The sequence below is a fragment of the Pseudomonas sp. NBB genome (assembly GCF_032701105.1).
GTDB classification, from domain to species: Bacteria; Pseudomonadota; Gammaproteobacteria; order Pseudomonadales; family Pseudomonadaceae; genus Aquipseudomonas; species Aquipseudomonas asiatica.
In genome coordinates, this window is the sequence record NZ_CP103994.1 from 4738983 (window position 1) to 4753216 (window position 14234).

The 14234-nt window shown below is 62.8% G+C and carries 11 protein-coding genes; 9 read left to right on the forward strand and 2 right to left on the reverse strand.

The window, feature by feature from the left end:
• The first annotated feature begins 129 nt into the window (after nucleotides 1-129).
• The 8 genes from NY023_RS21980 to NY023_RS22015 all read left to right on the forward strand — a co-directional run bounded on the left by NY023_RS21980 (nucleotide 130) and on the right by NY023_RS22015 (nucleotide 11472).
• Nucleotides 130-4278 carry an NEL-type E3 ubiquitin ligase domain-containing protein gene (locus NY023_RS21980; protein WP_013973967.1) on the forward strand — a complete coding sequence of 1383 codons (4149 nt, stop codon included), beginning with the start codon at nucleotides 130-132 and terminating at the stop codon, nucleotides 4276-4278.
• A 322-nt stretch (nucleotides 4279-4600) separates the two neighbouring features.
• The gene (locus NY023_RS21985) at nucleotides 4601-5518 is read left to right on the forward strand and encodes a glutamate/aspartate ABC transporter substrate-binding protein (RefSeq protein WP_013973968.1); all 918 of its coding nucleotides are present in this window, start codon (nucleotides 4601-4603) and stop codon (nucleotides 5516-5518) included.
• A 141-nt stretch (nucleotides 5519-5659) separates the two neighbouring features.
• Nucleotides 5660-6406, forward strand: coding sequence for an amino acid ABC transporter permease (locus NY023_RS21990; RefSeq protein WP_013973969.1), 747 nt, complete (start codon nucleotides 5660-5662; stop codon nucleotides 6404-6406).
• Complete coding sequence (locus NY023_RS21995; RefSeq protein WP_013973970.1) at nucleotides 6407-7078, forward strand: amino acid ABC transporter permease; 672 nt, start codon at nucleotides 6407-6409, stop codon at nucleotides 7076-7078.
• Nucleotides 7075-7809, forward strand: coding sequence for an amino acid ABC transporter ATP-binding protein (locus tag NY023_RS22000; protein ID WP_003258023.1), 735 nt, complete (start codon nucleotides 7075-7077; stop codon nucleotides 7807-7809). Before NY023_RS21995 ends, NY023_RS22000 begins: the two co-directional genes overlap by 4 nt.
• A gap of 72 nt (nucleotides 7810-7881) precedes the next feature.
• Nucleotides 7882-9786 (forward strand): ATP-binding protein, encoded by a 1905-nt coding sequence (locus NY023_RS22005; RefSeq protein WP_044047147.1) that lies wholly within the window; start codon nucleotides 7882-7884, stop codon nucleotides 9784-9786.
• Between the two features lie 47 nt (nucleotides 9787-9833).
• Nucleotides 9834-11111, forward strand: a complete 1278-nt coding sequence (locus NY023_RS22010) for a sigma-54-dependent transcriptional regulator (RefSeq protein ID WP_230491511.1) — start codon at nucleotides 9834-9836, stop codon at nucleotides 11109-11111.
• A gap of 25 nt (nucleotides 11112-11136) precedes the next feature.
• Nucleotides 11137-11472 carry a GlpM family protein gene (locus NY023_RS22015; protein WP_013973973.1) on the forward strand — a complete coding sequence of 112 codons (336 nt, stop codon included), beginning with the start codon at nucleotides 11137-11139 and terminating at the stop codon, nucleotides 11470-11472.
• 158 nt (nucleotides 11473-11630) lie between these two features.
• On the opposite strand, the gene NY023_RS22020 is transcribed toward NY023_RS22015, so the two are convergent.
• Nucleotides 11631-12626, reverse strand: a complete 996-nt coding sequence (locus NY023_RS22020; RefSeq protein ID WP_044047148.1) for an alpha/beta fold hydrolase — start codon at nucleotides 12624-12626, stop codon at nucleotides 11631-11633.
• Between the two features lie 196 nt (nucleotides 12627-12822).
• Between NY023_RS22020 and metR the strand changes: the two genes are divergently transcribed.
• Complete coding sequence (gene metR / locus NY023_RS22025; RefSeq protein ID WP_003258025.1) at nucleotides 12823-13740, forward strand: transcriptional regulator MetR; 918 nt, start codon at nucleotides 12823-12825, stop codon at nucleotides 13738-13740.
• On the opposite strand, the gene NY023_RS22030 is transcribed toward metR, so the two are convergent.
• Entirely contained in the window at nucleotides 13724-14137 is a 414-nt protein-coding gene (locus tag NY023_RS22030; RefSeq protein WP_013973975.1) for an NUDIX hydrolase, read from the reverse strand. The two genes, metR and NY023_RS22030, sit on opposite strands and share 17 nt — an antisense overlap.
• Nucleotides 14138-14234: the final 97 nt, after the last annotated feature.

Sequence of the window (14234 nt, forward strand, 5' to 3'; positions counted from 1 at the left end):
TGGCCCGCCCACACGCGCCAGGCGCAAGCGCCTGGCTGTCAAGCGTGCCATTCGGCGCAGCAGTAACTACCGCCAAACCACATTATCGGCGTGATGCTCTGGGGTCTTTCAAACCCCGGAGAACATCACGTGCCACCCACCGAATACAACCCGTCCTATTCAGTCGACGCCCTGATCGCCCAGCAACTGCCAGACTGGTTGACCGGCGCCGACACAACGCACCTGCAAGCCTACGGCAAGGCCTTGGGTGCACAACAACAGGCAGCGGACAGGCTTCGCCATCTGCTCGAAAGAATCCCTCGCCTCGAAGACTTCGCCCTGCCCCTGCTCGAACGCGCGCTGCGTGAGCAGAGAGTGGGGCATATCGACGCACGACGGGGTCACGTGGTCGTGAGCGAAGAGTTCCAACTACCTTCGGCCGCAGAGCATTTCTACAAGCCGACCGTAATCCATAGCACACGACAAACCCTGCTGGCTGCCGCCCTGCATAACTTCGAAGCACACGAAGCTGAACCGTGGCTGTTGCGTAAAGCGCATCTGGAAAACGAGAAAGGCGAAAAGCTGGCCATGACCTTCGAGCAATTCGTTCGCCTGTGCCGCTCGCTGGATCTGGGCGGCAAGTATCAGGTGCTGCTCAAGACAGTGCTCGAACCCAACGCTGGGCGTGGCCAGCCGGGCGATCAGGCGCGCACGACAATAAGGCACCTGTTTGAAACCGGCGTACGAACGCGCATGCAAGCAGCGGTTTACGAAGCCAGGTTCAAGCGGCAACTGGATGAGCGGGATTTGCTTCGGCTGCGGTCGATGCTGGAAACCCCTGCGCTCGCAACCTATGGCAAAGGCACCCTGACACCTCGCCAACTCTATCTGCTCGGCAAGTGCGTGACGGGGGTCATCACTCTCGAGTGGCGCCCTGCCTTGGCTGCCGACATCGACGAGATCATCGTCTGGATACCCGATGCCCCCGGGCAAAGCCTGTGCTTTTACGACAGTTGGAACGATGTGTACAGCGACCTGGCCACTCGCCTCAAACAGCAACCATTCCGCAGGTTTTTCAAGCGTTTCATCAAGGCGCGGGACACAAGCGCTTTCGACAAGGAACTTGCACAACGGCTGGTAGCGTCGCCTGGAGCAAAGAAACCGCAGCTCGACGGGCGAAACCTGCCAATAGAGGGGGATGTGTTCGCACATGTACGAGCGCTTTTGCTCGGACGAATGTTCGATGATGCAGCCTACCTGGCTGTGCCCACGGACGTCGAAGACCGCCTGAGCAGACATCAGCGCTTGCAGGGCATGCTCAGCGCCGGATTGGACCTGCTGGGGCTGGCAGCTCTGGTCGTACCGGTATTGGGAGACCTGCTGCTGGTCGTCAGCGCGGCGCAATTGCTCGATGAAGTCTACGAAGGCTACCAGGACTGGCAGTTAGGTGATCGCCAAGGTGCACTGGACCACTTGTTCAACGTAGCCCAAGGCCTGGCGACCACAGGCCTGACTGCAGGTGCGCTGCATACGCTGGGACGAATACCTTTTGTCGACAGGCTTGCGCCAACGGTGTTGCCCGGCCGCGGCGTAAGGCTGGCCAGAAACCTCCGCTACCTGCCTGCCGAGGAAGATGTCTCGATATTATTGGAAGGCCTGCAAGGGGAGCACTTTGCCGACACTTTATCAGACCATGGCCGGATGCTTCTGAAGGTCACAGGCCTGTCCGTGGACCAGCTGCGCCGACTTTGCCTGGAGAACGCTCCACCACCCGCGCGGCTGCTAGACATCCACGACCGGATCAAGCTGCACCAGCAGGATCCTACCCTGAAAGGGCTGGCCTTCGAGCAGAAACTTCAGGCATGGCAAACACCGCTATCCATCGACCAGGCCAAGCTGATCGGCGCCTTTCGGGGGCTATCGCCAAGGGGCGCCCAGGAAGTCATCGACCATGGCAGTAGCGCCCAGATAGAACAGTTGCATGCTTCCGGGCGGATACCACTGAGCATGGCGCAACATGCACGATGGTATGAACATGCCAGCCGTATCGACCGGGCTTGTCTCGGCTTGCGCCTACAGAACCTGGCCAACACCGATAGCGAAATACTGGCCCTACGCCTCATCGAGAGGGAAGCCCCGTGGCCAGACTCAGTACGGGTCGAATTACGCCACGGCGGACTGGAGGGATTACAGATATTCGCCAGCCAGAGCGAGACCGCGCAGAAGGTACGCACCATTGTCAAAAATGAGCAAGGCTACGCCCTGGCTGGCGAAGAAACCCAGGGCAAGTCCTTGCTGGCAGCGCTCCTGCAATGCCTGGACGACGAGCAGAAAACCCGGTTGGGGAACCGCAACCTGCAGCTCAGGGAACTGCGCGACAAACTGGCCATGGCAGCCGAACAGGATCGCGACTCAACGGCTGGCCTGCTCGACCTGCCCGGCATCCGCGCAACTATCAGGCCGCCCCGGCGTTTCGCCGACGGCAGGCTGGCCTATACACTCAGCGGCGGTGGTGAAAGCAGCCAAAGCGCTATTCGCCGAGGGATCCATCAAATATTCTCCACACTCTCCGAACTGCAACTGGACGCTTACCTCGAAGCAGTCCGCCAGCGCGGGGAGAGCTTGTGGGACCATTACCAGACGCTGCAACGCCAGCTTGCCGACCTGCGCGAAACACTTCGGGTCTGGCAGGCCGGTTGGCAATCTCCGATCGACGCCATTCGCAGACGCCGGGTAGCCGATACCCTTCGCCGCAGTTGGCGGCGCAAACTGGTGGACGGCAACGACCAATATGAACTGACCATAGACGGCGAGCACATCGATGCCTTGCCAGACCTGCCGGAGGGTGTGGAATACCGACACGTGCGCCGGCTGACGTTACGCAACATGCGCCTGCAGCAGATCGATGCGCGCTTCCTAAGGCTGTTCCCCAACGTCGTGGACCTGGACCTGAGCGGCAACCGGCTGACATTGGTTCCCGATGGCATCGAGGGCCTCAGCCAGCTACGGCGCTTGAACCTGAGCAACAACCTGATTGCGATGGACGCAGCAGGTAGCAGCCGCCTGGCTCAGTTGCAGCGGCTGGATACCCTGATACTCAACTACAACCCCCTCAACGGCATGCCCGACCTCTCGGCCTTGCCACATGTGCGGGACCTGCGCCTGCGAGCAACGGGCCAGGCGGATATTGGCCTGGTCCACCAGAGCGTAGCGCTACGCGCCCATATCGACTTGCGCGACAACAGAATCAGCGAGTTGCAGCGCGAGATGCGCGGCTTGCGCCTGCGCCTGCAAAGGCTGAACCTGCATGACAATCCGTTGAGCGAAGGCAGCATCGAGTATCTGGACGAAGCACAGGGTGCCAGCGAAACAGGCGCCCGAGGCAGCGCGTCGTATGCCCACGAGCCAATAGATGAAGAAACCCGTGCAACCTGGGTAGCGTCCAGAAACGAGCTCCTCCGTGCAGAACGGGAGGCAGCCTGGGACCGCCTGAGCGAAGAGCCGGGCTCTGGAGGCCTGTTCAGATTCCTGGCCGACTTTGCCCAGAGCGAAGACTTCGAGGCCCATCCGCGGCATTATCGACGCCGTCTCTGGCACATCCTCGAAGCCTGCGAAAACAATGAAGCGTTACGCGAGCAGTTGTTTCGCGAGGCCGACGGGCCGCGTACCTGCGAGGACCGCCTGTTGCTGCTGCTCAACCAGATGGAAGTGGGCGTGCTGGCCTTCCAGGGCATCGAAGGGGTGCCAGCGGAAATGAGAGAGAGCCACCTGCTGTATCTGGGCGGCCAGCTGCACCGCCTGGACCTGCTTGACGATATTGCCAACCGGCACATCCAGGCCCTGCGCGAAGCAGGACGCAGAGTAGATGAAATCGAAGTTCGGCTTTTCTATCGCCTGCGGCTGACGAGGCCACTTGACTTGCCAGCACCACCGGATGAGATGCACTTCGCATCATTCGCCCACGTGACAACGCGGGATCTGAACGCAGCAGAAATAGAAGTACTGCAAAGCTACAGCACCTTGTCGATGCTGGACGCGCTTGCAGGCCGCCCTTACTGGCAGAACTACCTGCGAGAAACCTATGCTGACCGTTTCGAGGCGACCGCAAGGCCTTATCACGAGCGAATGGAAGCGCTCGAGGCAAGGGCCGTGGCCGGCCAGGAAGCGGGCTATGAAGACCAGGCCAGGGTTTTGATGCGCGAACTTGCCGCCGAGGAGTCAGTGCTGATACGCACCCTCACTACCGAGGCCTGGGCGCGCTGGAACCAGACGCCGAAAGAGCGGCTCATGCCCCATTGACCAAGCTGGCAGCACTGCGATCAGGCGCTGCATGGCAGCGGTCCTGATCGCTCGTGCATTGCGATCCAGGGCTGGCAAATCCGTTCGGATTTCCGAACGATTAACCGCCACTCATTCGGTATGGCGAATGGAACTTACCATCACACGATGAGTGCGAAAGGTTGATTCCCAATGAATTCGAGGCGTTATGATCAATACCAGAGCTTGGCACGACTCATGCTCTACACTTGGTAGCCGAATGCAATCGTTTATTTCTGTATTCGTTGAACGAAGAGTCCGCCAACGGCTCCATAAAAAAAACAAACACGTCGAGGAAAATTTGATGCGCATCGTTCGTCAATTGCTGGGCGCCGCCATCGCGGCCGCTGTGATCGCTTCGCCGGCCATGGCCGAAGAACTGACCGGCACCCTGAAGAAGATCAAGGATTCGGGCACCATCACCCTGGGCCACCGCGACTCCTCCATCCCGTTTTCCTACCTGGCCGGCAAGCCCGAGCCCGTGGGCTACTCGCATGACATCCAGATGGCTGTCGTCGACGCCCTGAAGAAGCAGCTGGGCACGGACATCAAGGTCCGCTACAACCTCGTCACCTCCCAGACCCGCATCCCGCTGGTGCAGAACGGCACCGTAGACCTCGAGTGCGGCTCCACCACCAACAACGTCGAGCGCCAGCAGCAGGTCGGCTTCTCGGTCGGTATCTTCGAAGTCGGTACCCGCCTGCTGACCAAGGTCAAGGACGGTCAGCCGGCATACAAGGACTTCCCGGACCTGGCCGGCAAGAACGTGGTAACCACCGCAGGTACCACCTCCGAGCGCATCCTCAAGGCGATGAACGCCGACAAGCAGATGAAGATGAACGTGATTTCCGCCAAGGACCACGGTGAAGCCTTCAACATGCTCGAAAGCGGCCGCGCCGTGGCCTTCATGATGGACGACGCCCTGCTCGCCGGCGAAATGGCCAAGGCTCGCAAACCGTCGGACTGGGTCATCACCGGTACCCCGCAGTCCTACGAGATCTACGGCTGCATGGTGCGCAAGGATGACGCGGCCTTCAAGAAAGCGGTCGATGACGCCATCGTCGGCTACTTCAAGTCGGGCGAAGTCAACAAGAGCTACGACAAATGGTTCCAACAGCCAATCCCGCCGAAGGGTCTGAACCTGCAGTTCCCGATGAGCGACGAGCTGAAGAAACTGATCGCCGAGCCAACCGACAAGGCTGCCGACGAGAAAAAGTCCTGACCACCAGCCCATGGCCTGTTGCGCTGCAAAGCGCGAATTAAACCTGCAGGCCACCCGTTAGTGTCTAACCTTTCATCCGAGGGCTTATGCCCTCGGATGTTGGAAGGTGCCCGTGAAACAACCGTCTGAGGGGAAATCCCGATGAATTACAACTGGGACTGGGGCGTGTTCTTCAAGTCCACCGGCGTGGGCAGCGAAACCTATCTGGACTGGTACGTCACCGGCCTGGGCTGGACCATCGCCATCGCCATCTCCGCCTGGGTCATCGCCTTGCTGCTGGGCTCGGTCCTCGGTGTCATGCGCACCGTGCCGAACCGTTTGGTATCGGGTATCGCCACCGCCTATGTGGAGCTGTTCCGCAACGTACCGCTGCTGGTGCAGCTGTTCATCTGGTACTTCCTGGTGCCAGACCTGCTGCCAGAAGGCCTGCAGGAATGGTTCAAGCAGGACCTCAACCCGACCACTTCGGCGCTGATCAGCGTGGTCATCTGCCTGGGCCTGTTCACTGCCGCCCGCGTGTGCGAGCAGGTGCGTACCGGCATCCAGGCGCTGCCCCGCGGCCAGGAAGCCGCCGCCCGCGCCATGGGCTTCAGGCTGTCGCAGATCTACACCAACGTGCTGCTGCCACAAGCCTACCGGATCATCATTCCGCCGCTCACCTCGGAATTCCTGAACGTGTTCAAGAACTCGTCGGTGGCGTCGCTGATCGGCCTGATGGAACTGCTGGCACAAACCAAGCAGACCGCTGAGTTCTCGGCGAACCTGTTCGAGGCCTTCACCTTGGCCACGCTGATCTACTTCACCCTGAACATGGGCCTGATGCTGCTGATGCGCATGGTCGAGAAGAAAGTCTCGGTGCCCGGCCTGATTTCCGTAGGGGGCAAATAAATGGACATGGATTTCAGCGAAATCATCCCGGCCCTGCCTGCCCTTTGGGAAGGCATGGTCATGACCCTGCAGCTGATGATAATGGGCGTGGTTGGCGGCATTGTACTGGGGACCATCCTGGCCCTGATGCGCCTGTCGTCGAGCAAGCTGCTGTCGAACGTGGCCGGCGCCTACGTCAACTACTTCCGCTCGATCCCGCTGCTGCTGGTAATCACCTGGTTCTACCTGGCGGTACCATTCGTGCTGCGCTGGATTACCGGCGAGGACACCCCGGTAGGTGCCTTCACCTCCTGCGTGGTGGCATTCATGATGTTCGAGGCCGCGTACTTCTGCGAAATCGTCCGCGCCGGCGTGCAGTCGATCTCCAAAGGCCAGATGGGCGCCGCCCAGGCCCTGGGCATGACCTACGGCCAGACCATGCGCCTGATCATCTTGCCCCAGGCCTTCCGCAAGATGACGCCGCTGCTTTTGCAGCAGAGCATCATCCTGTTCCAGGACACCTCGCTGGTCTACACCGTGGGCCTGGTGGACTTCCTCAACTCGGCACGCTCCAACGGCGACATCATCGGGCGCTCCCATGAGTTCCTGATTTTCGCCGGTGTCGTGTACTTCCTCATCAGCTTCTCCGCTTCGTGGCTGGTCAAGCGCCTGCAAAAAAGGATCGCCGTATGATTTCCATCAAGAACGTAAACAAGTGGTACGGGGACTTCCAGGTACTGACCGACTGCAGCACCGAGGTCAAGAAGGGTGAAGTGGTGGTGGTCTGCGGCCCGTCGGGCTCGGGCAAGTCCACCCTGATCAAGTGCGTCAACGCCCTGGAGCCGTTCCAGAAAGGTGACATCGTGGTCGACGGCACCTCGATCGCCGACCCCAAGACCAACCTGCCCAAGCTGCGTTCGCGCGTTGGCATGGTGTTCCAGCACTTCGAGCTGTTCCCGCACCTGTCCATCACCGAGAACCTGACCATCGCCCAGCGCAAGGTGCTTGGCCGCAGCGAAGCAGAAGCGACCAAGAAGGGCCTGGCCCTGCTCGACCGCGTCGGCCTCGGTGCCCACGCCAAGAAGCACCCCGGCCAGCTGTCCGGCGGCCAGCAGCAGCGCGTGGCCATCGCCCGCGCCCTGTCGATGGACCCGATCGTCATGCTGTTCGACGAACCGACCTCGGCCCTGGACCCGGAAATGGTCAACGAAGTACTGGACGTGATGGTCGAGCTGGCCCACGAAGGCATGACAATGATGTGCGTGACCCACGAAATGGGCTTTGCCCGCAAGGTGGCCAACCGCGTGATCTTCATGGACAAGGGCAACATCATCGAGGATTGCCAGAAGGAAGACTTCTTCGGCAACCCGAGTGCCCGCCACGAACGTACCCAGCACTTCCTCAGCAAGATCCTGCAACACTGATTTTGCTTCACTGAAGCGGTCGGCGCCGCTGCCCTTCGGGCAGCAGGCGCTGGTCGTGACAAGGCCACTGTGATGAAATGCGATCCTTCGCTTCTTCTCCCTGCCAAGCCTGCCGTGAAATCCCGCCTGCTCCGCCAATTGCTGTTACCGCCACTGATCATCCTGCTGATGGTCGGCCTGGGAATGGCTGGCTACCTGATCAGCGAGAGCAGCGGCATCCGCACCCTCAGCGAAAACGGCGAGCGCCAGCTGGAGCTGCACGCGCGCACGGTCGAGAGCGAAATCAGCAAGTACACCTACCTGCCGAGCCTGCTGGAGCTGGAAGACAGCGTCTCGCATCTGCTCACCGACCCTGACGGCGGCTCGCGGCAGACCGTCAACGAATACCTCGAAGGCCTGAACCGGCGCAGCCGCAGCCGGGCCATCTTCGTCCTCGACACCAACGGCCGTGTCCAGGCTACCAGCAACTGGCGCGATGCCGACTCGTTCCTCGGCGAGGACCTGTCGTTCCGGGCCTACTTCCAGACTGCCGTGCGCGGCGAACCCGGGCGTTTCTACGGTATCGGCAGTACAACCGGCGAGGCCGGCTATTACCTGGCCCACGGCCTGGAGGAGCATGGCAAGATCATTGGCGTGGCGGTGATCAAAGTGCGCCTGGACACCCTCGAGGAGCGCTGGCAGCGTGCCCGCCTGGAGGCGTTCGTCAGCGACGAGAACGGCATCATCATCCTCTCCAGCGACCCTGCCCGGCGCCTGAAGTCGGTACGCCCGCTGACCCCGCAGATCAAGGAGCGCCTGGCTCGCAGCCTGCAGTACTACTGGTGGCCGCTGAACGAACTGCAACCCCTGGCACGGGAGACCCTGGCCGATGGTGTGGAAAAGCTGACCTTCCCGGCCAACAGCGAAACCGCACAGGGCAAGGCCCGCGAAATGGCCTACCTGGCCCAGACCCGGCGCCTGGTCGACACGCCCTGGCATTTCACCCTGCTGACCCCGCTGCAGGACCTGCGCCGCGAATCCATGGTACAGGGCATCCTGGCAGGCGTGGCCTTTGCATTGCTGGCGATCCTCGGCATCGCCTGGAACGAACGGCGCAAGGTCATCGCCACTCGCCTGGCAGCCCGCGAGGCCCTGCAGGAAGCCAACAGCCAGCTGGAACGACGGATTACCGAACGCACGGCCGACCTGCGTGCCAGCAATGAACGCCTGAAGGGTCAGATTCGCGAGCGCCGGCATGCCGAGCAGACCCTGCGTCACGCCCAGGATGAACTGGTACAGGCTGGCAAGCTGGCCGCCATCGGGCAGATGTCCACCAGCATTGCCCACGAACTGAACCAACCGCTGGCCGCGCTGCGCACGTTGTCCGGCAACACCGTGCGCTTCCTCGAACGCGGGGCGCTGGAAACCGCCAGCACCAACCTGCGTACCATGAACGACCTGATCGACCGCATGGGCCGAATCACCGCCAGCCTGCGCTCGTTCGCCCGACGCAGCGACGACAGCGGCCAGGCTTCGCTGGCCAAGGCAGTGGACGCTACCTTGCAGGTGCTGGCCAACCGCATCAGCGCCTGCCACCTGCAGCTGCACAATCAGTTCGAGGACCAGCAGCTGGCCATCGACCAGACCCGCCTGGAGCAGATCCTGGTCAACCTGATCGGCAACGCCCTGGATGCCATGGCCGCCCAGCCACTGCCGCAACTGTGGCTGGAAGGCGAGCTGCAGGGCGACAAGTACCGTTTGCAGGTGCGCGACAATGGCCACGGCATCGACGCCGAGGCGCGCAAGCACCTGTTCGAACCTTTCTTCACCACCAAGCCGGGCGAACACGGCCTGGGCCTGGGCCTGACCCTGTCGGCGAGCCTTGCCGCCGCCGCCAAGGGCAGCCTCAACGTCGAGCATCCCGCCAGCGGCGGTACGGCCTTCGTCCTGGCCCTGCCCCTGGTCTCACCCCCTAGCGAATCGGCAGAGCACCCATGAACCAAGCGCCTCTTACCGTCCTGATCGTCGAAGACGACCCGCATGTGCTGCTCGGCTGCCAACAGGCGCTGGCCCTGGAAGACATCGCCTGTGAAGGTGTGGGCAGCGCCGAGCAGGCGCTGGAGCGCATCGGCGACGACTTCGCCGGCATCGTCGTCAGCGATATACGCCTGCCGGGCATCGATGGCCTGGAGCTGCTCAACCGCCTCAAGGCCCGCGACCGCAGCCTGCCGGTGGTACTGATCACCGGCCACGGCGATATCGACATGGCGGTGGGCGCCATGCGCAATGGCGCCTACGACTTCATGGAAAAACCCTTCTCCCCGGAGCGCCTGGTCGACGTGGTGCGCCGCGCCCTCGAACAGCGCGGGCTGTCGCGCGAAGTGGTGGCCCTGCGCCGCCAATTGGCGGAGCAAAGCAGCCTGGAGGGGCGCATCATTGGCCGTTCGCCGGCCATGGAGCACCTGCGCGAGCTCATCGCCAACGTCGCCGATACCTCGGCCAACGTGCTGATCGAAGGCGAAACCGGTACCGGCAAGGAACTGGTCGCCCGCTGCCTGCACGACTTCAGCCGTCGTCAGGGCCAGCCGTTCGTGGCACTTAACTGTGGCGGCTTGCCGGAAAACCTGTTCGAAAGCGAGATTTTCGGCCACGAGGCCAACGCCTTCACCGGTGCCGGCAAACGCCGCATCGGCAAGATCGAACATGCCAATGGCGGCACGCTGTTCCTCGACGAAGTGGAGAGCATGCCGATCAACCTGCAGATCAAGCTGTTGCGTGTGCTGCAGGAGCGCACCCTGGAGCGGCTGGGCTCGAACCAGAGCATTCCGGTGGACTGCCGGGTGATCGCCGCCACCAAGTCTGACCTGGATGCCATGGGCCAGAGTGGCCAGTTCCGCAGCGACCTGTATTACCGGCTGAACGTGGTGACACTGGAGCTGCCACCGCTGCGCGAGCGCCGCGAAGATATCCTGCAGCTGTTCGAACACTTCCTGCAGCAGTCGGCCCTGCGCTTCGACCGTGAAACACCTGCGCTGGACAGCCAGACCCTGTCGCGCCTGATGGCCCACGACTGGCCGGGCAACGTGCGTGAGCTGCGCAACGTCGCCGAACGCTATGCCCTCGGCCTGCCTGCGTTCAAGAAAGGCCCCAGCGGTGGTGCCAGCCAAGGCTTGGGCTTTGCCGAGGCGGTGGAAGCGTTCGAGCGCAACCTGCTCAGCGATGCCCTGCAACGTACTGGTGGCAACCTGAGCCAGGCCAGCCAGGAGCTGGGCATGGCCAAGACCACGCTGTTCGACAAAGTGAAGAAATACGGCCTCGGCTGACCTCAACCCAACCTGGAAAGACAACGTGGACCTGGTATTCAAAGCTGCCCTGGGTGCTGGTGTGGTGGTGCTGCTGGCGGTGCTTTCGAAGACACGCAATTACTACATCGCCGGGCTGGTGCCGCTGTTCCCCACCTTCGCGCTGATTGCCCACTACATTGTCGGCAAGGGGCGCAGCATTGCCGACCTGAAGACCACCATCCTGTTCGGCATGTGGTCGATCATTCCGTACTTCGTGTACCTGGCGACCTTGTATGTACTGGTCGACCGCATGCGCCTGGAGGCATCGCTGGCGCTGGCCACGGTGGCCTGGCTGATGGCGGCGACCGTGCTGGTGACCTTGTGGGTGCGGATGCACTAGCCTGAAGGCGCACGCAACCCTGTGGGAGCGGCCTTGCGTCGCGAAAGGGCCGCAAAGCGGCCCCGGCATTTTTGTAGGGGGGCTTGAATCCTGGGGCCGCTACGCGCCCCTTTCGCGACGCAAGGCCGCTCCCACAATGGACCGCGCCAGACCTCGATTCACAGCCCTGCGATATGCGTGACATCCTGCCGATGTGCCTGCAGGTAGGGCAACACCGCCCCCAGCAACGGCGCCTTGAACGGCTCCTGGAAGCGGTGCGCCAAACCCGGTATCAAGCGCAGCTGGCTGCCCTGGATATGCGCCGCCAGGTGCACGCCATGCATCACCGGTAGCAACGGGTCGGCCGTGCCATGCACTACCAGGGTCGGCACCCGCAACTGGTTAAGCAACTCGACCCTGCTCGGCTCGGCCAGTATCGCCATGATCTGGCGCTTGGCCCCTTCAGGGTTGAACGCCCGGTCGTAGGCCACGGCCGCTTGCTGCAGCAAGGCCGCACGGTCGTCACGCACCTCGGGGCTACCCAGCGCCGCCAGCAGATCAGCCTGCTGCTCGATGGCCACTTCGCGGTTCGGCGCGCTGCGCCGGGCCAGCAACTGCACCAGCGCCGGATTCGGCGCCGGCAACCCCGCCGCCCCTGAACTGGACATGACCAGCGTCAGGCTGCGCACGCGCTCGGGCGCCATGGCAGCCAGGTGCTGGGCAATCATGCCGCCCATGCTCACCCCCAGCACATGAAACTGGCGCACGCCCAACGCATCCATCAAGCGCAGGCCATCGTCCGCCATGTCGGTCAGCGTATAGGGCGCAGCCACCGACAGGCCCAGCTTGTAGCGCAGCAGTTCGACCGTCAGGTTGGCCGTCGGTGGCAACTGGTTCCAGCGTGACAGGCCGACATCGCGGTTGTCATAGCGGATCACCCGAAAGCCCTGGCGGCACAACGCTTCGACCACGTCGTCCGGCCAGTGGATCAGCTGCCCGCCAAGGCCCATCACCAGCAGCAAAGCCGGGTCGCGTGGCGCACCGACGCTCTGGTAGACAAGGCTGACCGCGCCCAGCTCGGCCCGCTGCACCGGCACGTGGGCGTCACAACGCTGTTCAGCGAAACTTGCAGGTACGCCGAATACAAAGAAAAGAAAAAGCCAAAAAGCCCGCATGAAAGAAACACCAGAATGCAGATCCCCAGTAGAGCGCGAGTCTGATGAATTCTGTTCGGGCGCGCTGCCACAGTTCAGTGACAGTTTGATGACTCCCGCCAGGCGGTGCGGCAGCACGCCCAGTCGACAGGCGCGGCAACATGAGGGAAACTCAACTCATTCCCTGTTTCCTCAAGTTCATACACCGGAGTCAGCTGTGCTGGAGATCCGTCACCTGAAAACCCTTCATGCCCTGCGCGAGGCCGACAGCCTGGTGGAGGCCGCCGAGCGCCTGCACCTGACCCAGTCGGCGCTGTCGCACCAGTTCAAGGAGCTGGAAGAGCGCCTGGGCCTGCCGCTGTTCGTGCGCAAGACCAAGCCGATCCGCTTCACCAGCGCCGGGTTGCGCCTGCTGCAACTGGCCGATGCCACCCTGCCGCTGCTGCGCGGCGCCGAACGTGACATCGCGCGCCTGGCCGGCGGCACCGCCGGGCGACTGCACATGGCCATCGAATGCCACAGCTGCTTCCAGTGGCTGATGCCGACCATCGACCAGTTCCGTGACGCCTGGCCGGAGGTGGAGCTGGACCTGGCCTCCGGCTTTGCCTTCGCCCCACTGCCGGCCCTGGCCCGCGGCGACCTCGACCTGGTGGTGACCTCCGACCCGCTGGACCTGGCGGGCATCACCTACGTGCCGCTGTTCACCTACGAGGCGATGCTGGCGGTGGCCAACCAGCATCCGTTGGCCAGCAAGCCCTACATCGTGCCGCAGGACCTGCTTGACCAGACCCTGATCACCTACCCGGTGGAGCGCGACCGCCTGGACATCTTCACCCGCTTCCTGGAGCCGGCCGACATCGAGCCCGCTGCCGTGCGCACATCGGAGCTGACGGTGATGATGATGCAACTTGTGGCCAGCGGCCGTGGCGTGTGCGGCATGCCGCACTGGGCGCTGCACGAGTACAGCTCGCGCGGATATGTGAAGGGCAAGCGCCTGGGTGAAAAAGGCCTGTTCGCCACGCTTTATGCCGCCGTGCGCACCGACATGCTCGATGCGCCATACATGCGCGACTTCTTGCTCACGGCCAAGGACACCTCGTTCGCCACCCTCGATGGCGTCAGCGCGGTGCGCTGACGGCCTGGCGGTATAGCGGCAGGATCAGGTCGCGGGTCAGGGGTGCCAGCTGCATGGCGGGTACCTGGTCTGCGGCCAGCCACACCACCTCCTCGATCTCCGCGGCCGGCAGCACGGCTGCGGCGCTGTCGACACGGAACAGTTCGGCCTGTACCTCGAAGCCCGGCTCGTTGGCGGCCGGGGCGCTGAACTGGCCCAGGTGCACGGCCTGGGCCGGGTCAATGTGCAGGCCCAGTTCCTCATGCAGCTCTCGCACCAGCGCCTGCACGGGTGTTTCGCCAGCATCGATCTTGCCGCCGGGCTGCATGAAAGCCTGGGTGCCGCGTTTGCGTACCAGCAGGGTTCGGCCTTGGGGATCGATCAGCAGGGCCGCGGCGATGCGGATGGTGTTGGGCATGGGGGGCTCACCTGAAACAATGGCCGGGGAGGATCCCATGGGGTTCCTGGCCTGACAAGGCCAGTGTTTCCTGTGCCGGCCTCTTCGCGGGTAAACC